We start from the raw sequence: 20,543 nt of genomic DNA on the forward strand, positions 1-20,543 counted from the left end.
CTTTTTAAGCTTTATGTATATAGTGATCTGGAAAATTTTTCAAATCTTCATAATTTAATTCCATCCATCTTACTACATCGTCAATACCATCACTTAGCTTTACATGTGGAGTTAGATTAAACTCTCTTAAGAGCTTTTCATTGTTCATTAGATAGAGATTATCCTCAGATGTTCTCTCTTGGACAAGTTCTATCTGCTCTAAGATGTTTTTGCCGAGCTTGTTACAAATTAAATTAACCAAATCATATATGGAGATGGTTTTTGTGTCGCTTAGATGGTAAATTTCACCGCTTTTTGCCTCTTTGGCAATTTTTAGTGTAGCCTTGCAAACATCATCTATGTGAATAAAGCTCCTTACTGCTTTACCTCCACCATGGAGTTGAAGTTTTTGATTTTTCTTTATCATCAAAATTGTTTTTGGGATTATTCTGTAGAGCTGTTGATATGCTCCATAGACATTTGAAGCTCTAGTGTAGTTAATAGGAAACCCATGCGTTTTAAAATAGCTATACAAAATAAGGTCTGCACTTGCCTTTGAGGCTGCATAAGGTGAAGATGGCAGCAGAGCCATGGACTCTTTTATGTTGTTGCAACTCCCATATACTTCAGGTGTGGATACCTGCACAAACTTTTTAATAAAGCTAAATTTATATATCTTGTCTAAAAGTGCAACTAATGAGAGAGTGTTTGTGTTGAACCACTCAAGCGGTGCATCCCAGCTTTGGGCAACCATTCCTTGAGCTGCAAAGTTTATGATGTAGTCAATCTTATTATCAAAAATAAGGTCTGAAATATTTTGAGAATCATTGTTGATGTCTAGTTGAAAAAACTTTACTCTGTTTTGTTTAGGGTTGTTTTTGTAAGCTAAAAGAGAGTCATGATACTCAGCACTTCTGCTAATGGCAAAAATCTTTGCATCTTCTTCATTATCAAGGAGATAGTTAATAAATGAGCCGCCTGAGAAGCTGTTGCTCCCTAGAACTAAATACTTCACTACAGAGATCTCATATATACTGGACCGTTATGTTCTATCATCTTTTTAACTTCATCTCTTACACTCTCTTTAGTGGGTGATAAAATCAGTATATTTTTTAAGATAGATATTAGTTTGATGTCATCATCATCCATACAGTGGCTTCTGCCAAGCATAGAAAAGTAGTTATCTGCACCGACTCCAATGATTTTTATATTTAGTTTATGCTCATTTACATCATATCTAAGCTGCTCGTAAGCTCTCATAGTAATAAAAGGTATTTGAGAGTAGATAATTGGCTTTAAACCAGTCATTGACATACCCGCAGCCATACTTACGGTTGCTTGTTCATTTATGCCTGTATTAAAAGCTCTGTTTGAATGGTTATCAAAAAACTCGTCTAAGACCGCAAAACCCATATCTCCTGCTAAGAGCACCATAGATTCATCTTCTTTAAAATAAGAGTAAAGTTCTTTCATAATATCTTGTTTTGATACTAAGTTACTCATTGTCCAACTCCAGTACATATCCATCTAGTGTAGGGCATCTGAAGTGATGTTTTTGAGAATCTTCTAATATTGTTACTCCTTTACCTTTAATAGTACGGGCAAACATGATAGAGAAATTTTTATTTTTAGTATTATAAAATTTATCAAAACACTCAGATATAAGCTCCTCATTATGACCATCAATATCATAAAAACCATCATCTATAAAAGAGCTTAAGACTTTTGAGAGTCTATTATTATCAAGCGCTATATCATCAACCCTTCCCATTGCTTGGAGATTATTTGCATCTACGATGACCATCAGGTTGTCTAGTTTAAATCTATAGGCAAGCATCAAAGCTTCCATATTGCTTCCCTCTTGCATCTCGCCATCGCCAACCATGCAGATAACTCTGTTTGGTTTATTTTGGATTTTAAAAGATTGAGCCATTCCCACAGCTATTGGAAGACCGTGACCGAGTGAACCAGTTGAAGCTTCTATCATGTAGTTGCTATTTTGCGTAAGACAACCTTTTATTGAAGCTTCATCAGTGTTGAATTTTTCGAGTTCAAAGTCTGGCAAGAAACCAAGTTCATTTAAGATGATGTAGTAAGCATACGCACCATGTCCTTTGCTCAGTATAAACCTATCTCTAGAGTCATCTTGTGGATTGTTTTTTGTATATTTTAAATATTTATTAAAAAGGACACTTAAAATTTCTACTGTTGAGAGTGATGGGGCTAAGTGTCCAGCTCCTGTATCACAAGAGAGTTTTATAGTCTTGTGTCTAATCTCTTTAGAGTTTATCATTTAAAGATTTCCTATATAAAATTTACATGAGCATTTGGATGTTTTAATGCCCATAAATATCGATTAACTTCATCCATTCTACAGTTTTTTCTACAAGAAGATATATCTAGTTCATTTTTTACATAGTTAATATTTTGTTTTCTTTTGTCACCTTGCCAAATCTCTTTAAAAGTTTGAGTATTGATATTTCCCAAGTTGAAATTTTCATTTCCTAAAAACGCACTACAACTATAAACAGAACCATCTGCCATAATATATCCCCAAAAAAATGGAGTAGCATAACATTTTTCATAAGGCTGTTTTAACTCTTCTAATTTTTTCATAGTATTTGCTCTAAAGATTACTTTAAACTCATCAGTCTCATATTTTTTTAGCTCTTCCTCGAGACCCATCATGCTTTTATAAGTTAAACCTTCATATTTTCTAGAAGTCCCATATAGACTCTGTGTATAAGGTTTTATAACCAAGTAATCTACACCGATTTGAGACATTTTTTTAGCTAGCAAAATGGCACTTTGCATGTTTTCTGGAAGCAAAAGCATTTGAGCACCGATAGTACAACTGTAATTGTTCTCTTTTTTAATCTTTACAGCAGTAGATAAGTTATCCACTACCTTGTCAAAATCTTCAGGTTTTGTTTGGTGAACAGAAGCATAAGTATCTCTATCTCCTGCATTGATGCTAACTTTAATCCATTTACAATTTTTTACATAATTTTTGACAGTTGTCTCATTTATGGCTACGGCATTTGTAGTTAAGGAGGTATCAATTCCTACTTCACTACAAATATCTAAGATATTTGGAAGTGGTTTGTAAAGAGTTGGTTCGCCTTCACCTGCAAACATAATGCTCTTTACTCCCAAGGAGGCCATTTCCCTGATTCTATCACCTAAAATCTTCTCATCTTGTTTGATGCTTTTGTAACCAATATAATCAACTGAACAAAATGTGCACCTGTGGTTACATGAGCCTATAGGTGTAATCTCCAAGTATATAGGATAAATCTCTTTTTGTTTTTCCCAATCATCTTTAGTCTCATACCATTTTGAAACTTCTAGAGGATGATAGAGTAGTTTATGAGAATCTATTGAGTATGTATCAGCCATTTGGTTGTCCATCATTGATAATGTTTAATAGTTTTTGAATAAAACCTTTGTAGCTGTTCTCTTGTAATAATCGTTTAAAATCTTTTTTTGGTGATTTTTTCAATAAAACTTTTTCTATATCTTCAAATGTTTTAAAAAAAACTACTGCTTCGCTATATGATTTTTCTTTTGATAATTTTCTGCAATCATAAACTATAGGTATTGCCCCACAAGCGGCCGCTTCAAGTGTTCTTTGTTGTAGTATGTAGTTTTGATGTGGTGCAAAAGCGAAGGTAGCACTATTATAGACCTCTGCTATCTCTTCTCCATAATTGAGTACACCTTTGTAGTATGGTCTTAGTACTTCGTACTTATCCCAGCCTGAGCCATAAATCTCTATTTTGTACTTTGATTTAATTTGACAAAGGTCAATTAAAGAAATATCTCTGATAATAAATGGAATAATTCTTGCACTCAGATAGTGCTTATCTAGACGAAAAGTATTTGAAATCTTATCTATCTTTTCGTCTGTAAACTCTCCTCCAGCATGAAAAAAAGATATCATGAATTTTACTGCTTCATTGACTTGATCATTGTCCTCTGGAATAAAATCTAAGTAAGAACTTCCTATAAAAACAATCTTTTTTTCTCTTTTTATTGATGGGTTAAGCTTATAAATTTTTTCATTGACACAAAAGCTTTGTCTTTGAAACTCTACACCTTTTTTCTCTAATAAATCATCAATCAAATTTACTAAGGAAAATATATAGTCTCTCTTTCTAAGTGTTATTTTAGAGTCATCACTTAGATATGGCATAGGGTCTTGAACCCATACAAAGTTAAAAACATCATCACTTAAAAAACTATTTCTAATGAAGTTAATGTTGATAGTTACATGTGGGTTAAATTCAAAGATTTTTTTATAATTGTTATACTCTTCATGTCCTTCATAGAGATGAAAAAATACTTCATATCCCATCTCTATTAAGGTATCAGCAATATTTTTTGATATATGTTGCATTACGGTTGTGCAGCTGTGCGCAAATAGATAAAACCTTAGTGGTTCATTAAAGTCTAGCTTTGCATTTTTTAATCTATCTACATATATGTTATTTAATTTTTGCCTGAATAATTGAGCTTCATTTATGGCTTTGGTTAGATTTTCTGATATTACATCTACTTCTTCTTGTAAAATATCTAGCCCGTTAAAGTCAATCTTTGTAGGAAGTCTAAACTCTCCCTGCGCTAAATCATCTACAAGAGAGTTGATAGGAAGATGTACTAGATTAGCTAAATTTGAATCTATCTTTTCGCCGTTATAGTAGCAAACCTGTAAAAATTCATGGTCTTGATCATCGCTTCTATTTTGTTGTTTTGCAACTCTAAGCGCTTCTTTACTAGAGAGAAAGTAAGTATCAGGCTCAATCATAATTTAATCTTTATGTTTAGTTTTAAAGAGTAAAATACTATAAATTTACTTAAAGTGTGTTTGAATGGAAACTTTTACAAAACAGTACATCTCTAAACTGGTTGATACTCTAAAGAAGAGCGATTTAAAATCTATTTCTAAAATAGTTGATGCCTTGGATAATGCCAAAGGCAAAATCTATATTATCGGTAATGGTGGAAGTGCAGCAACTGCATCGCATATGGTAAATGACTTAGGTGCAGGGCTTAGGCGCAGAGGTATAAAAAGCTTTGATGTTGAGAGTCTTAGCGATAATACACCAGTTTGCAGTGCATTAGCAAACGATATAGGTTATAAAAATATTTTTTACATGCAACTAAAAGATAGATTAAAACCAGAAGATATTCTTATAGCAATCTCTTGTAGCGGAAACTCTAAAAACATTACAAAAGCTGTAAAATACGCTAAAAAAATAGGTTCAAAAATCATAGGAATTACAGGTTTTGATGGTGGAAAATTAAAAAAACGCTCAGATATAAACTTTCATGTTGAGACAGATGCAGGAGAGTATGGTATTGTGGAAGATATGCACATGGTCTTAAACCATATAATTTACAGCTATTATATATCTAAGGCTTAGCTTAAGATATTTTTTATCATATCGTCTATATCGATGCTCATCTGTTTTATTGCACGAGTATCAACTTTTGTTCCTATAAGAAGCTTGGCTTTTTTGATTAGCTCCTCTTTAGTCTCTACCCAGACCATGAGATTGTTGTCTATTTGATACTTGTCATAGTGGCTTATAAAGCTTCTTGTAGAGATTGTAGGAGTTCCTAAAAAGCAAGCTTCAGAGTTTATAGTTCCACCTCCGCCTATGAACAAATCACAAAAGAAAAGCAGATGTTGTATCTCTACTTTTTCTTCTAAAACAGAAGCCAAAGGAAACGCTTTTTTTAGGTAATTGCTCTCATATCTAGGTATGATAATGATATTTGAGTTAGTTAGTTTTTGTATCTCATCAATTGCTTCATATAGCATGGGATACTTTTTATCTACATAACTAGCTTTATACTCCTCTTCTCTGATTACAATAGTAGGTTTTTTATAGTCTATATTGTAGTTTTTAAGAATCTTTTTTACATATTCAAAATCATATTTAAAGTTTTTTAGCCAGATTAGCGGGTCTATGAAGTTGTATTCATAAATTTGAGAGCTATCTAGCCCAAATCTCTCTATAACTTCATCTGGAACTACAAAAGGTTTAAACATCTTATGTGCTAGAGGGATAGTTAGTCTAGCTTGAGGCAAGGCTCTTGTAAAATTTGTTTTGTAGTCTGAGAGAGGAATATCGTAAAAATTTATGATTTTGATTCCCAAACCAAAAGCAGCCCTGCAAGCATCAACAGAAGAGAGGCAGACAAGTCTATCTATATGATGCTCATTTAAAAACTCCATAAACTTTATCTGTCTATCTATAGATGCTCTAAATTTAGACTCCAAGCTGCCCCCACCAAAATTACCTATGTTTGTATAAGGAAGATTACATAAGTCAAGTAACTCTATAGTCTCTTTATATCCTTCCCCACCTCTTGTAGTTATGAAGACCTCTTTTTGTTTTTGTATCTCTTTTATGATTGGCTCAAAAAAAAGCACTGATTTTGGGGTAACTAAATCAAACCATATCATCTACATGTACACCTTTTTATACCATCTACAAAATATATATAAAGAGTAAACATGCTGTTTGAAGTGACCACGCTTACCCTCTTCATATAAAAATGTGAGAAAATCATCGTTAAATATACCTAATTGTTTATTAACATCAAGCAATAGATTTAAAATTTCTTCACTGTGGGCATCATATAGCCACTCTATAAAAGGAGAACTAAACCCTTTTTTTCTTCTGTCTATGATTGAATTAGGAAGATAATTTCTTGCGATTTTTTTTAAGATAGCTTTGTTTGTATCTCCAATTTTAATGCTTGATTCAACTCCTAGCAGATACTCAACTAAATGATGGTCTAAAAAAGGTGCTCTTAGCTCTAAAGAGTGCGCCATTGACATGCGATCTACTTTAGTCATCAAAACCTCTGCAATCCAAATGCTGAAATCTATGTATGTTAACCACTGCTCAGGAGGATAAGTTGAGACATAAGGGTGTAAAATAGGAGCTATTTTTTTAGAGAATAACCTTTGAAGTTGGGCATAAGTAAATGTTTCACCGCTAGATTGGTAAACTTGTTGATTGTTTAAGCGGCGATTGTTGTATTCCCACTCTTTTGTTAAATCAAAAGGAGTTTTTTGAGGGTTTTTAAGGTGATAATAATTTAACATCTTAAAATAGTTGTCATAACCTAAAAAACTCTCATCGCTCCCCTCGCCACTCAAACAAACCTTAAACCCTTGATTATGAATCTCTTTTGATAAGATATATGTTGGAATACACGCAGAATCAGCCATTGGTTCATCAAGATGCTCTAAAACTTTCTCAATCGCCTCCAAATACTCATCTTTTGATATTTTATACTCATGGTGAATGGTGCCAATATACTCAGATGCAGCTTTTGCAAAGCCAAGTTCACAGTAGTGCTTATGCTCATCATAACCGATAGAAAAAGTGTGTACTTTGTGTTTTGATTTTTTTGCATAAAGAGCTGTTATGAAAGAGGAGTCTAAACCTCCAGAGAGCAGAGTTGCTACTTCTACATCTCCAACAAGGCGCTTTTGTACAGCATCATTTAAAAGCTTCTCAACATCTTTTAAAATCTGTTTTTCATCATAATGAGTTATTTTTATATCTGCTAAAGAGTAGTAAGTGCTAACTTTTATATCGCTGTTTTGATGGAGTAGATAAGAAGAGGCTGGGAGTTTTTTAACTCCACTGTAGAAAGTATTCTCTCCTTGAGGAGATTGAAGTGCGAGGTATTGCCAGAGTGCTTCTTCATTTAGTTTAGGCGTTGTTTTGAGCATCTTAAGTATAGCTTTTATCTCAGAAGCAAAATAAAACTTCCCTTTTTCACAGTAGTAATAAAGAGGTTTTTTACCAAAGCGGTCTCTTGCACAAAAGAAAAGATTTTTCTCTTTGTCATAAATACAAAAAGCGAACATCCCCTCTAAGCTGTTTAAAAAATCAAAACCAAATTTTTGATATAAACGGATTAAAACTTCACTATCACTCTTTGTTACACACTCTAAAGAGAACTCTTTGATAAGCTCTTTGTAGTTATAAATCTCTCCATTAAAAACCAAAGTTATTTCATCAAAAATCATTGGTTGATTTGCTTCTTCATCTAAGTCAATTATACTAAGCCTTGTATGAGCGAAAAACATCTCATTTTGAATAATATAATTTTGATAATCCTCCCCTCTATGTTTTAGAGAATTAAGAACTTCATTATGGTTAAAGTTTATCTCAGTAGAGCCAATTATTCCGCACATTTAACTACTCCTAAGAGTACATGTGATATTAGTTGTTTGTAATTTTGCATACTTTTTTCAGTTGTAAAAGGCTCAACATCATTTTTTTGTAGTTTTTTTAGCTCTTTTGTAATACTTTTATCATTTGAATACTTCAATATCAGAGCAGATAACGCATCTATGTCTCCTACATCAAAGAGATTTCCATAGTCGTTTAATATCTCATCATAACCACTGTATTTAGATGCAATTAACGCTGAGGTAGAGAGCATCTCTAAGACCGTATTTGAAAATCCCTCTTGATACGATGGCATAATACAAAAATCTGCTTTGTGCATGTAGTGGTAAGGCTCAGAGATATTTCCCATAAGAAAAACTCTGTGAGAGAGGTTATAGGAGTTTATCATCTCTTGGAGTTCGTCTCTAAGTAAACCTTCACCGATTAGAAGTAAGTTTTGAGATATGTTGGCGTGAATCTTATGGTAAGCTCGTATCAAGTCCTTTTGCCCTTTTTGCGGATGCAGTCTGCCAACATGAAGTATGTAGCTAAAGTCTAGATTTACCTCTTTGCTGCTTTGTTCTAAAATCATAGATTTGTCTATGCCATTGTAGATATTTAGAGCATTTATTTTCTCAGAAATATCTAAAAGCTCTTTTTTTATAAAGTCACTAACACAAACAACAGCTTGAGCATTTTTGTAGAGTTTTGTGATATTTTCAAAATAAAAATCTGGAGTTAGCAGATGCACTCTTGATGATTTTGTGTAAACATTTTTTAAACTAATTCTGCAAGATATTATCCTCTTTGCATCTGAATCTATGGATAGGGATAAAATATTGTGATAATCTTCATAGCTAAAAATCAAATCTGGTCTCAACTTTTGTACAAATTTAGAGAGTTCTTTTTTTCTATAGTTAAAGATGTTTATTCCAGAATCTTCATCGCTGAGGTCCATTTTTTGCATCTGTACTGTTTCTACTGTTATATTCTCACGAAGCAAGTAGCAAATTGGTTTACTCTCTTCAAAAAGCAAGAGCGAGCAGTCATAAATATCTGATAGCGAATTAGCCAACATAGAAACACTCTTTTGTACCCCACCAATATCAAGGTTTTGAGTAAGAAATAGAATCTTTTTCATTTGTAATGTGTGATATATAAAATATCATCTCTCTTCTGCTTTATTAACATCAAACTTAAGAGTCTTGAGCTTCTAAGCCAGCCAATGACGCTGACTATAAATACAAATTTTTTCACTGCAAATCCCAGTTTAATATTAAGGATATATAATAACAAAAACTATATAAAGAGCATAGTAAATGTTATCTATAATTGAAAAATTTCCTACCAGAATTGCTATAGAATTGACACCAATATGCAATCTAGCTTGCAATATGTGCCCTAGACATATCATTGATAAAAATAGCGGTTTTCTTGATTTTGAATTATGGAAAAGGTTATTAGATGAAATCAAAGAGTTTTCCCCAGATACTATTGTTTTGCCTTTTTGGAGAGGAGAGAGTCTTCTTCATAAAGAGTTTGTCAAATTCTCCAAGTATGCCCTAGAAAAAAACATCAGATTACACATCTCTACAAATGGACACCATGTTAAAGATGAAAAAGCTAAAATCTTATCAAAGTATGAGTTTATAACGTTTTCTCTTCATACAAAAGAGGGTTTTGAAAGTGCTCTTGATTTTGTAAAAAAATATAAAACTAATACAAATACTATTCAAGCTTCATTTGTAGAGTGTGAAAGTGAAATGATGCCTTTTTTAGATGAGCTAATTCAATCAGAGAACTTTTGCGGCTTTGATGCTATTAGGCTTTATGAGGAGCATACAAAGGAGGGCAAGTTTGGATATTCAGGAAAAGAGATATTTGAGTCAAGAATCTTTTGCCCAAAATTGACAAACACTTTAGTTATATCATCTGATGGCTATATATCAAGATGCAACCATATCTGGAAAACAGAAAATTACAATCTAAACACTAAAAGTATAAAAGAAGCTTGGGCAAGTGAAGTTATGGGTGATATAAAAAACAATTATCCCGATAGTATGTGTTTGTCATGTGACCAATGGAGCGGAAATACAAATGGAAAAATATGGAAAAAAGAAGATAATTTACTTAGTGAAATAAACATAGGAAATATTTAGTAAATATGCAAAATATTATCATGGAAATTTTGAACTCCTTAGATGTTAAAAGAGGTGATAGAGTTCTAGATTTTGGTTGTGGTGATGCAAACCTAGTAAAATTTATCAATGAGAATGAATATACATGCTACGGAGTAGATATTCAATTAGATATCATAAATTTAGCAAAAAGAAGATTTCAAGAATCATTTCTAAACCCTGATTTACTAAGAGCTATCCCAATAATAAGAGATGGTTATACCATTAAAAATCATGGCTTCAGATTACCTTTTGAAGATGAGTTTTTTGATTGTGTAGTATCTTTTCAAGTCTTTGAACATATTAGCAATATAGAAGAAGTTATTAAAGAGCTTTATCGAGTTGTAAAAGTTGATGGTAAAGTTTACTTAGAGTTTCCATCTAGCTATACGATAGTTGAGCCGCATCTTGAAATACCATTCGTACATTATTTAAAATATAGTAAATTTAGAGAAAATTACATCTTTTTTTTTGCAAAGCTAAAAAAAATAGATGAGCCAAGAAAGTATGCCAAGATACAAAATGATTATTTAAAAACATCATGCTTTTACAGGTTTCATAATGAGTTTGACAAGCTGTTTAAAGATGGCGGTTTTGCCAAAAAAGACTACTCGTACGAAAGACGTTCTCTTAGAGTGCAAAAAGACAAAGTTTTTACATTAAGAGAACTTCTTTTATATAAACAAAGAAGATATGATAATAAGAGTAATTTAAATAGTTTTGGTTACGGAGTGAAAATATACTTAAAAATACATGCATTTTTTTACTCTATTCTAACAAACAGAATGATAGTTTTTACAAAGGAAGATAAATGAATATACCTATCTCCAAACCTTATTTTGATGAATGCGAAGATGAAAATATACTAAAACCGTTGCATAGCGGTTGGGTTGTTCAGGGGAAGTTTGTTCAAGAATTCCAAACTCTTTTTGCCTCACATGTAGAGGTAAAATATGCACATGCCACAACGAGTTGTACAACAGCTCTTCATTTGGCTTTAGTCGCTTTGGATATTGGAGCTGATGATGAAGTAATAATTCCATCTTTTACATATATAGCAACAGCAAATGTTGTAGAACATGTAGGTGCAAAACCACTCTTCTGCGATATAGAACTTGATAGTTTTAACATGGATGTCAGTAAAATAGAAACTCTGATAACGAAAAAAACAAAGGTAATAATCGCTGTGAATCTTTTTGGACTATGTGCTAATTTAGAAGAGATAATAAAACTTGCAAAAAAATATAATTTAAAAGTTATAGAAGATTCTGCTTGTGGATTTGATGCTTGGCTTGGTCAGAAGCACTCTGGAACTTTCGGGGATATCGGCTGTTTTTCTTTCCATCCAAGAAAGTCTCTTTGCACTGGAGAGGGCGGAATGCTAATTACGAATGATGATGAACTTAACTCAAAAATAGCACAGCTAAAAGACCACGGCGCAAGTAAAAGCGATATGTTAAGACATAAAGAAGGCGGAAGTCTGCTTCCCGAGTTTAACTTTGCGGGTTTTAATTATAGAATGACTGATATGCAAGGAGCACTTGGTGTTTGTCAAATGAAAAAAGCATCTGAGATAATGTGTAAAAAAAGAATTTTAGCTAAGAGATATGATGAGGCTCTAAAAGAGTTGAATTTTTTACAAGTCCCAACATTTAGTGTTGAGTATGTTCACGGCTATCAATCTTATGTCTGTTTATTTACAGACTCTCAAGATGTGAGAAATCTTACTAAAGAAAAGATAGATATTATAAATATAAAACGAAATATTTTTATGAAAAAGTTAGAGTCTTGCGGAATTGCTACAAGACAAGGTACTCACGCAGTTCATACTCTTGGTTTTTATAAAGAGAAGTATGACTTAAAGAGTGAAGATTTTTTAATGAGTTATGCAGCAGATAGACTCACTATTGCTCTTCCATTGTATCCACAGATGAGTGATGAAGAGTTTGATTATGTAGTATCTCAGCTTAAGAGTTGTTCAAACTCAGAGTGAAAGCTATCAAAGCTTTTTTGCAAAGTAAACTTTTTGCAAATTTCATAAAGTTTGTTCCCTAAGTTTTGTTTATTGCTTTTGTTCTTTAGGTAATGAAGAATCTTTTTTGAGAGATTTTCAGTATCGCTTAGTTCTACTAAAGACCCTTTTGGAAGTATCTCATCAGCACCTTTGTAGTTGTATGACACAATAGCTTTTTTCACACTCATAAGCTCTAAGATAGAGTTTGAAAAACCTTCATAGTATGATGGAAAAACAAAAAGAGAACATTTTTTTATATATGGGTATGGATTTGCAAAACCTTTTAAAAGAACTCTGTTTTGCAAGTTCAACTCTAAAATCAAACTCTCCAACTCTTGCCTAAGTCCGCCATCACCAAGAATAATCAACTTCTCATTTATTTCATCTTTTATATCATTAAAAGCGTAGATGAGGTCTTTTTGACCTTTTTGCGGATGTAAGCGTCCTACATTTAGTATGAAATTATTATGCTCTGTTTCATCTTCAACAGATATCATTTCTTTAATACCGTTGTAGATAGTACGGCTGTTTATTGCCGAGTTTAGTTGTAGAAGTTCATTTTCAATATGTTTGGCAACTGCTATAATCAAGTCAGCTTTTTGGTAGCTTTCTTTAATCATCTCAAAGTAAAATGAACTCTCCAACAGATGAATAAAACTATCTTTTTTGTAGCTCTCACTTAGACTGACTCGACAAGAGAGAACTTTTTTGCATCCGTTTTTTGTTTGAAGCAAAATGAAGTTGTTGTAGTCTTCGTAGCTGATAGTCAAATCTGCATCTAGGTCATGTAAGATTTTATCAAGCTCAGATGCTCTGTAATCAAACAGCTCTCTTCCCACTCCATCTTTTTTAATATCTACTTTTTTTGTTTTGATTTTATGGATTTTTATTTTTTTATCTATGAAGTAGTTTAGAGCTTTGTTGTCTTCTGCGAGAATAATTGAAACATCATAGTAAGATGCTAAGTAGTTTGCTAAAGAAGAAACAGATTTTTGAACTCCTCCAGTTGAGAGATTTTGTGTGAAAAAGGCTATTTTTTTCATTTATAACTTACAGCACACATATATTTCAGCACAGTATTCATTGAACATATATGAGAGATTGTTTAATGCTCTAGAGAAATTTTCATCTAAATCGGCTAGTTGAATATCCGTATTTGGCTTAAACTGTACACCCTCACAAACTACAATATTTAGTCCAGCATCTTTTATCTCTTGTTTTAAGATATTATGGTCATAGACTTTTATATGGTTTGAACTTATATCATTGTCATTTAGCTCATACGGAGAACTTAAAAAGCCCATTTCAACACCGACCAACCTATGAATACTCAAAGCATTTGGAACTATGATATGCAATCTTCCATCTTCACTCAGCCAGTTTTTTATCAGTTTTAAGAGCTTTACAGGCTCTTGTATATGTTCTAGCGAATCAGTTAAAAATATATCGCTAAACTTTTCATCAGGTTTATACTCTTCCCAAGATGAAAGTATAAAATTTACATCTTTGAGTTTTTCATCTTTTTGTATTTGAGATGTAAACTTATCATGCATATCAACAATTGTAAGTTTTTTAGACCATCTAACTAAAATAGATGAGGTAGAACTACCATCAGTTCCTAGTTCTAAAACATTTTCACCGCAAAAATAGTTGTTAATCTTTTCATAACCGTATTTCTTTGTATTTAAATAAGAATACATTCTTTTGTCTTTAGTGCCTTTTTGCTTTTGTGCAATTATTTTATGTAAAACTTCAATTCTTTTTTTCATAATCACTCACTATGTTTTTTAAAATATTTTCAAATTTATGATGAACATCACCATACCGTTCTAATGAAGTGTAAGCATTTTTAACAAGCTTGTTTAAATCATTATCTAAACAATATACTAACTTACTAACTAAACTATTTACATCATTATCTTTAAATAAAACACCGTTTTCATTGTCATTTACTAGCTCTTTTATCGGTTCAATATCCGAAGCCAATACTAGCGTGTTTTGAGAAAACGCTTCTAAAATAACATTTGGCTGACCTTCAAATCTAGATGCTAAAATCATTATATCTGCTTCATTTATATAGGGTAGGATTTCTTTTTTATAACCGTGAAATTTAATATATTTATTGAGATTTAATGAGTTTATTTCTTTTTCAAGTTTAGTATGTTCATCTCCATCGCCAATAATGTGTAAGCATAGTCTCTCCAAATACTCTTTTTTCAAAAGAGGTAAGGCTTTAATGATGAGAAGTATGTTTTTTTGTATACTCAACCTACCTACAACAACTATGTTCTTTTTGTGTGAATCAAAGATATTTTTAGGTTTTATGATTTTCATTGAGATTGGATTTGCTAAAACGGTTACTTTGGCATTTTTTATATTGAAGTTATCAAGCATATCTTTTTTTATGACTTCAGATTGCACCAAAACATTTGAGTTTGACAAAATAAATGACATTAAGTCTTTGTTTATCTCTGTGTGTTGTGGATAAGTTTCTATCTGTTTACTCAACTGATTTCTTACACAAATTAGCAAAGGCTTATCATATACTTTTGCAGATAGATAAGCTATGTAATTAACAATAAAATCACTAAAACCTACTATTATCTCAACTTGTTTTACATATATGCTTAGTTCTTGTAAAATACTAAAAATATTTGTGGTTATTTTTTCATTTAAATCAATTAGCTCTACATAGTTTATTTTATCACTAATTTTATGTTTGTTGATTTTTTTTAAACTGACTAATGTAACTTGATGAGAGCATTTTACAAGGTATTCGCAGTGTGATAGTAAAACTTTTTGAGCTCCGCCTGTTGACATAGTGTCGATGATAAATAATATCTTCATTTTGTAAAACACATATTGTTTTTATCTTTTAAATATCTGTTGATGATGGGCTTGTAGAGATTGCTAAAAATGTTTTCTAAAGCCCAGTTTGTAGAAGATGCGTACTCTGCCTTTAGCGGAAATTTGTACTTTTTGAGTCCAACACTATTTGCCATTAACTCTAAGTTTTTTGGATTAAAGCAGTTTAGATGCTCTAGTGGAAAGATGGCATTAAACTCATTTTGAAAATCTGATGCATGGTTTATCTCTGTAACTTGTAGTTTTTCATAAAGAGCATCTGTGTTTGGTACTGCAACTCTAAGTATTGCATCTTTGTTTAAAAGGTTTGTTAGTTGTTTGAGCAGTGTTTTTGGACTGCTTAGATGCTCAAAAACTTGGTCACTTCTAATATAGTCAAATTTGATATCGCACTCTTGAAGTGAGACTATTTTTATATTATTTTTTTGTAAGTTTTTAAGACGAACATCTGATAGCTCTACTGCATAAACATCAAAACCATGAGCTTTGGCTAAGATGGCAAAATCACCCCAACCTGCACCAAAGTCTAGAATTTTTATGGTTGATGCGTCTTTGTTAAAGTGATGAAAAAGTAGATTTATCTCATACCCTAAGATATTGAAAAATCTACTATTATATTTGCTCTTTTGATATTTATACGATTTTTCTGGATTTATCCATTTTTCATATAAAGTATATGAGAAATCTTCATCTGCAACCATTTGCTGGTAATGATGCTCACAGTTTTTGCATTTTAACAATGTGTAAAAATCATCTTTTATAGTGTTAAAGTCCTCATCATTAAAACCATCATAAACAGAGAAAAAGTCGTAAAGTTTTTCATACTTAAACTCACAAACAGTAGAAGACTCTTTTGAGTCACAAACAGGGCAAGAGTCTCTTTTTTGTAGCATCTCTAATTGTCTTTTTTTGTAAACTTATGATAAAGGCAATCGTCCGAACACTCTTTATCGCATCCATCGATGAAATTTTTTCTAAATCTTTGAAACTCTGAGCCATTCCAAATTTCTTCTAAAGTATTTTTATGGATATTTCCTAAATTATATTCAACTGATTTGTTTGTAGTGCATCCTATTACAACTCTACCTATATTCTCCCCAGGTTCATCATTTGGGAGTGGTACATTAATCATTATGGATTCTCTCCAAGGCTTATTACATTCTAAATCATTGTATATATCAATGTTTATATCAAAATATTCAGGACTTTGTAGTCTTATATTATTGTCATTTGCTCTTTTTTTTAACTTTTCAATTTTACTAGAAACTAGTTCTCGTTCATATCTCATAGATTTTATATTGTTAATGTAGTCGTTTGAGTCTTCTGCTACTAAAACATTTAAACTCCACTCATCAATACCTAAGTCAATACAGATATCGAGCATCCCATCAAGTTCATTAAAAGTATCTTTATTTATAATAGTGTTAACAACAATTTTCATTTTATTATCGTTAAGCTTTCTTAGTTTATTTAAACTTTCAATATTTTTATACCAAGCATCAAATTGGTCTCTACCTTGTATCTCTTTAAAAGTTTCTCTATTGTCAGCATCTAAATCAGTTGAAAAATATAGCAAATCACTATCTATAATCTCTTGTAAAGACTTAGAAATCACAGAAGAGGCATTTGTTAAAACAGATGATGTACAACCAACATTTTTGATATATTTAAATATTTTAAATATATCAAAATTTAAAAAAGGCTCACCAGTAGCACATATATTTATATGCTTTACTCCATAGCTTTTTAATATATCTATCTGTTCTTTTGCAGTGTCAAAACTTATTTTATAGTTATTTTTTTCTGTGTATGTAGTTCTTGTTTGACTATGATATGGACAGTAATTACATTTAAAATTACACAAACCTTCTATATTAATAGTAGCACTTTTAGGGTAGTTGTAACTAATTATATTATGATTCATTTTTGAAATCCTCTATTTTATATATAATACAGTTATCTTCTTTATCTATAAACTCTAAATTGTCATTTTGTGTGTTTTTGATAAAGTTTTTATAATTTTGTATTGCTAACTCATTCGTTAATATATGGGTAATTCCAAATTTTTGTTTTAGTACTCTTAAATTTGTACCAGGATATGGGTAGTTTCCTGTGATAAGATGTAAATCCTCTTGTGAAACTTTAGAATTTGTCCAAGAAGTTGAATAGTAACAAATTTTTGCTTTTTTTAAATTGTATAATAATATCCAACTATATTGACCTAAAGGATAGATGATATTTTCTTCTTTATCTATTTGTTCTATTAACTTATAAGGCACTTTAATATTTTTGTAATATTTTAAATATAACCTGATGTACTGTGTATAACATATTATATACCATATAGAAATAATAATCAAAACAGTGTTGTTTAGATTGGCAAATATCTCAACGAATAAAAAAATTTGAATAAATAGAGTATGCTCCAAATACCTTTCAGCTTCACCTATAAACACAAATTTTGGAATTAAAACTAACAAAAACAGTATAAACGAAGATAGAAATACTATAAATAGAAAATCACTATCTTGACTTAAATAGTCTTGATAAAATAAAACAATTAATGCTTGAGGCATAAAAAAGATTAAAATATGAAGAGGATATTGATCCATCATAAACCAGTTAAGCATCTTTGTAGTTAAAAAGTTTTGTTTAAATCTCTTAAAGTAGCAACTTATACAAGCTTTTTGCTCTATTAAACCGACATAATTTTTAGCCAGTGTAGAATAATAATACTTCATACTCAATACATTTCCACGAATAACAATATAAACTTTATTGCCAAAAATTAAAAAAGATATTATAAGTCCGAGTATAGTTAATACAAGTGCTTCATAAAATCCGAATAAGGCTAATATGATGCTTATAAACCAAATGAATTGAAATCCGAATATACTAGATATGTTTATCAACACACTGCAAACAAGTCCTATGATTAGCCAAGTTGTTGAGCCTTCTTGATAAAAGAATGCTAATGAAACAAAAAATATAAACAATAAAAGTTGAGACAATACTCTAGGAGTTGCATTGTAGGCTCTAGGACCCATACCGATTCTTAAAAACGATGGTGAAATTGCCATTAAAAATCCAACCCAAAGATGTCCGTTTGCATTTTGCATATCTAGGTTAATAAAAAGTTTATGAGAAATCCACATCGCTAAAGCAATATGAATAACATCTATTATTGCCGATGAGATTTTTTCTGCCAAATAAATGTTTTTATCAGGAACAAAAGAGAATAACCAGTGAAATAACCAAGGATAGTCCATGTTATCATCTAAACTAAAACGACCTTTGTCTTTTGGTATTTTATAGTTATGTTTTTTAATAATTCTAGAGATTGCCATGTGAAAGTAAGTGTCATAATTCCAACTATTTTTAGAGATTAAGCGAGGTATTATGCGTAATATAAAGGCTATAAGCAATATAAGCCAAACTGTCATTTAACCACCTCTATATTCAAGTTTAGTGTTAAAAAAATCAAATACTTTAAGGGAGCTATATTTGTAAGACTTTGAGTCCTTTTCCCAGATATTTGTGTAAGCATCCCATAGATTGCAATCTTTACAAGCTTCACATGATTTAAAATTTAAGTCAAGTTGATTATCTCTAAAATCTTGATTGTTTTTTGAAGTATAAATCTCACTTAGTGTATTTTTATTAATGTTTCCTATAACCATAGACTCCTTTTCTTTTGCGTGCCAGTTAAACATATAGCATCCCAAAACATCACCATTAGAAATGATGGAAGTTGAATACCAAGGAGCGACACAAGGGTATCTTTCTTTTTTATGATTTTCATCTTCATAACTTGGTGTCATTCCATCAATAGGATGTCCCATCTTGTACATATGACGAATAAAAGCTTTATCTACAAAGCTACTCCATTTTTCTACAAAAGAATTTGAGAGATGTTTGTTCTCTTTTGTTTCTATCATAAAAGTTTGTGTAAATGGAGTTTTAGAACCCAAAGAGTCTTTGATTTTTTTAAAATTTATTATATTTTTTTTTACTTTAGTAAAGCTATCCGATTGTGTAACAAATTTATGTCCATCTTCATCCCCTGCGAATAAACTAAACTGAATATTATCAAGACCGCTTTTTATTAAATCTCTTGCTATTTTTTCATTTAATAAAAGTCCGTTTGTAGATATAATAGTGTTTACAAGGGGTTTTTGTTCTTTCATATAGGATATAAACTTTGCTAAATTCTTAAACTCTAAAGTTTCTCCAATAGAAGATATATCAAAACTATAAAAAGAATCATTTGGTACACTTGAAACTATATTTTTTAAAGTTTCAAAAGACATTTCTTTTTTTTGTTTATACATATCTGCAACTTCATTTTGTGAATATGGACAAATCTTACACTTAAACATACATGTGTGTTCGTTAAAAGATATATTAATAACTCTAGGAATATTTTTGTTATATAAAAACATCTTTTGTCCAGCCATGCTCTTTAGTAGGAAGTTTTTTGCAAATCCTTTTAGTGAACGAGTAGAATAAAATTTATATATTAAGTTTTTATTATTTACATACGACATTAGTTGCTTTTGTCCTTAAGTGCAGTAAGCTCATAAACACCTGTTTGTCCATGATAAGTACCTTTAAAAAAACTATGTGCTTCTTGAGAGTTGAGCTTTCCTTCATCAGCAACAACAATATCAAAAAAATCATATAACTTTAGAGCATCTAAAAGTTCATTTTTTTCTATTATAACATCTAAACCTTCTTGATATAAACTTTTATTGTTTATATATCTTTCGGTATTTATAATACAATCAAGAGCATATTTTCTTGGATTATAAGAACTCGTTTTGTTATGCTCATTTATGAGAAGATTTAGATACCATCCCATTCCATTTGCGTTTAAATATAATTTTGCTTTTGGTTTTAGTAATCTTTTAAATTCTTGTAAGGTCTTTTTCCAATCTGTTAAAAAAAACACACCATAGCAAAAAATGGCATCAAAAGAGTTATCTTTAAAATTAGTGCTATTGATACTTTGTAGTGAAGTTGTTAAGTTTTTTATATTTAATTCTTGTGCTAACTCTTCTGTAAAAGAAACACGCTCTTTAGATATGTCAATAGAATAAACATTGGTGTTGTGTTTAGCTAAAGGAATACTCCATTGACCAAATCCACATCCTGCATCTAAAACATTTTCAAAGTTAGTAAATTCATATTGTAAAATACGCTTCTCGTAAACTTTTATATCATTAGAGTAGATACGTTTTAAAAATTCAAAATCTTGTTTTTGTAAAATTTTTTTATATTTTTCAATTATATTATTAGTCATGA

The 20,543-nt window shown here is 31.0% G+C and carries 20 protein-coding genes; 4 read left to right on the plus strand and 16 right to left on the minus strand.

Annotation, left to right across the window (positions count from 1 at the left end):
• Positions 1–4: 4 nt before the first annotated feature.
• From SUDEN_RS00905 to SUDEN_RS00925, 5 genes are read right to left on the minus strand one after another with little or no spacing between them, the layout of a single operon-like run.
• On the minus strand, positions 5–994 hold the full coding sequence (locus tag SUDEN_RS00905; protein WP_011371815.1) for a GDP-mannose 4,6-dehydratase: 990 nt from the start codon (positions 992–994) through the stop codon (positions 5–7).
• On the minus strand, positions 994–1,482 hold the full coding sequence (locus tag SUDEN_RS00910; RefSeq protein WP_011371816.1) for a transketolase: 489 nt from the start codon (positions 1,480–1,482) through the stop codon (positions 994–996). Before SUDEN_RS00910 ends, SUDEN_RS00905 begins: the two co-directional genes overlap by 1 nt.
• Positions 1,475–2,272 carry a transketolase gene (locus SUDEN_RS00915; protein WP_011371817.1) on the minus strand — a complete coding sequence of 266 codons (798 nt, stop codon included), beginning with the start codon at positions 2,270–2,272 and terminating at the stop codon, positions 1,475–1,477. The genes SUDEN_RS00910 and SUDEN_RS00915 overlap by 8 nt, the downstream gene beginning before the upstream one ends.
• An 11-nt stretch (positions 2,273–2,283) precedes the next feature.
• On the minus strand, positions 2,284–3,378 hold the full coding sequence (locus SUDEN_RS00920; protein WP_041672163.1) for a radical SAM/SPASM domain-containing protein: 1,095 nt from the start codon (positions 3,376–3,378) through the stop codon (positions 2,284–2,286).
• Positions 3,371–4,786: a glycosyltransferase family protein gene (locus SUDEN_RS00925; RefSeq protein ID WP_011371819.1), complete on the minus strand. Its 1,416-nt coding sequence runs from the start codon at positions 4,784–4,786 to the stop codon at positions 3,371–3,373. Before SUDEN_RS00925 ends, SUDEN_RS00920 begins: the two co-directional genes overlap by 8 nt.
• Before the next feature lie 64 nt (positions 4,787–4,850).
• Between SUDEN_RS00925 and SUDEN_RS00930 the strand changes: the two genes are divergently transcribed.
• The gene (locus tag SUDEN_RS00930; RefSeq protein ID WP_011371820.1) at positions 4,851–5,405 is read left to right on the plus strand and encodes an SIS domain-containing protein; all 555 of its coding nucleotides are present in this window, start codon (positions 4,851–4,853) and stop codon (positions 5,403–5,405) included.
• Here the strand turns inward: SUDEN_RS00930 and SUDEN_RS00935 are convergent.
• The 3 genes from SUDEN_RS00935 to SUDEN_RS00945 are packed head-to-tail and all read right to left on the minus strand — an operon-like array spanning position 5,402 to position 9,324.
• Positions 5,402–6,454: a DUF354 domain-containing protein gene (locus tag SUDEN_RS00935; protein WP_011371821.1), complete on the minus strand. Its 1,053-nt coding sequence runs from the start codon at positions 6,452–6,454 to the stop codon at positions 5,402–5,404. The two genes, SUDEN_RS00930 and SUDEN_RS00935, sit on opposite strands and share 4 nt — an antisense overlap.
• Positions 6,455–8,206: an asparagine synthase (glutamine-hydrolyzing) gene (asnB, locus tag SUDEN_RS00940; RefSeq protein ID WP_011371822.1), complete on the minus strand. Its 1,752-nt coding sequence runs from the start codon at positions 8,204–8,206 to the stop codon at positions 6,455–6,457.
• The gene (locus SUDEN_RS00945; protein ID WP_011371823.1) at positions 8,194–9,324 is read right to left on the minus strand and encodes a glycosyltransferase; all 1,131 of its coding nucleotides are present in this window, start codon (positions 9,322–9,324) and stop codon (positions 8,194–8,196) included. The genes asnB and SUDEN_RS00945 overlap by 13 nt, the downstream gene beginning before the upstream one ends.
• Positions 9,325–9,502: 178 nt before the next feature.
• Between SUDEN_RS00945 and SUDEN_RS00950 the strand changes: the two genes are divergently transcribed.
• Genes SUDEN_RS00950 through SUDEN_RS00960 form a run of 3 tightly spaced genes read left to right on the plus strand, consistent with a single transcriptional unit; the run spans position 9,503 to position 12,353 of the window.
• Complete coding sequence (locus SUDEN_RS00950) at positions 9,503–10,342, plus strand: radical SAM protein (protein ID WP_011371824.1); 840 nt, start codon at positions 9,503–9,505, stop codon at positions 10,340–10,342.
• Between the two features lie 5 nt (positions 10,343–10,347).
• On the plus strand, positions 10,348–11,175 hold the full coding sequence (locus SUDEN_RS00955) for a class I SAM-dependent methyltransferase (protein ID WP_011371825.1): 828 nt from the start codon (positions 10,348–10,350) through the stop codon (positions 11,173–11,175).
• Positions 11,172–12,353, plus strand: coding sequence for a DegT/DnrJ/EryC1/StrS family aminotransferase (locus SUDEN_RS00960; protein WP_011371826.1), 1,182 nt, complete (start codon positions 11,172–11,174; stop codon positions 12,351–12,353). Before SUDEN_RS00955 ends, SUDEN_RS00960 begins: the two co-directional genes overlap by 4 nt.
• Here SUDEN_RS00960 and SUDEN_RS00965 read toward each other — a convergent pair.
• Genes SUDEN_RS00965 through SUDEN_RS01000 form a run of 8 tightly spaced genes read right to left on the minus strand, consistent with a single transcriptional unit; the run spans position 12,323 to position 20,541 of the window.
• A complete protein-coding gene (locus tag SUDEN_RS00965) occupies positions 12,323–13,417 on the minus strand; it encodes a glycosyltransferase (protein WP_011371827.1) in 1,095 nt (364 codons plus the stop codon). The genes SUDEN_RS00960 and SUDEN_RS00965 overlap by 31 nt on opposite strands.
• The gene (locus tag SUDEN_RS00970) at positions 13,418–14,143 is read right to left on the minus strand and encodes a methyltransferase domain-containing protein (RefSeq protein WP_011371828.1); all 726 of its coding nucleotides are present in this window, start codon (positions 14,141–14,143) and stop codon (positions 13,418–13,420) included. It abuts the gene before it with no gap.
• Positions 14,127–15,221 (minus strand): glycosyltransferase, encoded by a 1,095-nt coding sequence (locus tag SUDEN_RS00975; RefSeq protein WP_011371829.1) that lies wholly within the window; start codon positions 15,219–15,221, stop codon positions 14,127–14,129. The genes SUDEN_RS00970 and SUDEN_RS00975 overlap by 17 nt, the downstream gene beginning before the upstream one ends.
• Positions 15,218–16,132 (minus strand): class I SAM-dependent methyltransferase, encoded by a 915-nt coding sequence (locus tag SUDEN_RS00980; RefSeq protein WP_011371830.1) that lies wholly within the window; start codon positions 16,130–16,132, stop codon positions 15,218–15,220. The genes SUDEN_RS00975 and SUDEN_RS00980 overlap by 4 nt, the downstream gene beginning before the upstream one ends.
• Positions 16,133–16,134: 2 nt before the next feature.
• Positions 16,135–17,163, minus strand: coding sequence for a radical SAM protein (locus SUDEN_RS00985; RefSeq protein WP_011371831.1), 1,029 nt, complete (start codon positions 17,161–17,163; stop codon positions 16,135–16,137).
• Positions 17,153–18,682, minus strand: a complete 1,530-nt coding sequence (locus SUDEN_RS00990) for a hypothetical protein (protein WP_011371832.1) — start codon at positions 18,680–18,682, stop codon at positions 17,153–17,155. Before SUDEN_RS00990 ends, SUDEN_RS00985 begins: the two co-directional genes overlap by 11 nt.
• The gene (locus SUDEN_RS00995; RefSeq protein ID WP_011371833.1) at positions 18,683–19,786 is read right to left on the minus strand and encodes a radical SAM protein; all 1,104 of its coding nucleotides are present in this window, start codon (positions 19,784–19,786) and stop codon (positions 18,683–18,685) included.
• Positions 19,786–20,541 (minus strand): class I SAM-dependent methyltransferase, encoded by a 756-nt coding sequence (locus tag SUDEN_RS01000; protein ID WP_011371834.1) that lies wholly within the window; start codon positions 20,539–20,541, stop codon positions 19,786–19,788. The genes SUDEN_RS00995 and SUDEN_RS01000 overlap by 1 nt, the downstream gene beginning before the upstream one ends.
• Positions 20,542–20,543 lie beyond the last annotated feature (2 nt).

The organism is Sulfurimonas denitrificans DSM 1251 (assembly GCF_000012965.1).
GTDB classification, from domain to species: Bacteria; Campylobacterota; Campylobacteria; order Campylobacterales; family Sulfurimonadaceae; genus Sulfurimonas; species Sulfurimonas denitrificans.

Coding starts and splice junctions, on each gene's coding strand:
- SUDEN_RS00950 (WP_011371824.1), top strand. CDS start 9,503: ATGTTATCTATAATTGAAAAATTTCCTACCAGAATTGCTATAGAATTG.
- SUDEN_RS00985 (WP_011371831.1), bottom strand. CDS start 17,163: ATGAATCATAATATAATTAGTTACAACTACCCTAAAAGTGCTACTATT.
- SUDEN_RS00960 (WP_011371826.1), top strand. CDS start 11,172: ATGAATATACCTATCTCCAAACCTTATTTTGATGAATGCGAAGATGAA.
- SUDEN_RS00920 (WP_041672163.1), bottom strand. CDS start 3,378: ATGGCTGATACATACTCAATAGATTCTCATAAACTACTCTATCATCCT.
- asnB (WP_011371822.1), bottom strand. CDS start 8,206: ATGTGCGGAATAATTGGCTCTACTGAGATAAACTTTAACCATAATGAA.
- SUDEN_RS00995 (WP_011371833.1), bottom strand. CDS start 19,786: ATGTCGTATGTAAATAATAAAAACTTAATATATAAATTTTATTCTACT.
- SUDEN_RS00945 (WP_011371823.1), bottom strand. CDS start 9,324: ATGAAAAAGATTCTATTTCTTACTCAAAACCTTGATATTGGTGGGGTA.
- SUDEN_RS00930 (WP_011371820.1), top strand. CDS start 4,851: ATGGAAACTTTTACAAAACAGTACATCTCTAAACTGGTTGATACTCTA.
- SUDEN_RS00975 (WP_011371829.1), bottom strand. CDS start 15,221: ATGAAGATATTATTTATCATCGACACTATGTCAACAGGCGGAGCTCAA.
- SUDEN_RS00915 (WP_011371817.1), bottom strand. CDS start 2,272: ATGATAAACTCTAAAGAGATTAGACACAAGACTATAAAACTCTCTTGT.
- SUDEN_RS01000 (WP_011371834.1), bottom strand. CDS start 20,541: ATGACTAATAATATAATTGAAAAATATAAAAAAATTTTACAAAAACAA.
- SUDEN_RS00990 (WP_011371832.1), bottom strand. CDS start 18,682: ATGACAGTTTGGCTTATATTGCTTATAGCCTTTATATTACGCATAATA.
- SUDEN_RS00955 (WP_011371825.1), top strand. CDS start 10,348: ATGCAAAATATTATCATGGAAATTTTGAACTCCTTAGATGTTAAAAGA.
- SUDEN_RS00925 (WP_011371819.1), bottom strand. CDS start 4,786: ATGATTGAGCCTGATACTTACTTTCTCTCTAGTAAAGAAGCGCTTAGA.
- SUDEN_RS00910 (WP_011371816.1), bottom strand. CDS start 1,482: ATGAGTAACTTAGTATCAAAACAAGATATTATGAAAGAACTTTACTCT.
- SUDEN_RS00965 (WP_011371827.1), bottom strand. CDS start 13,417: ATGAAAAAAATAGCCTTTTTCACACAAAATCTCTCAACTGGAGGAGTT.
- SUDEN_RS00970 (WP_011371828.1), bottom strand. CDS start 14,143: ATGAAAAAAAGAATTGAAGTTTTACATAAAATAATTGCACAAAAGCAA.
- SUDEN_RS00935 (WP_011371821.1), bottom strand. CDS start 6,454: ATGATATGGTTTGATTTAGTTACCCCAAAATCAGTGCTTTTTTTTGAG.
- SUDEN_RS00980 (WP_011371830.1), bottom strand. CDS start 16,132: ATGCTACAAAAAAGAGACTCTTGCCCTGTTTGTGACTCAAAAGAGTCT.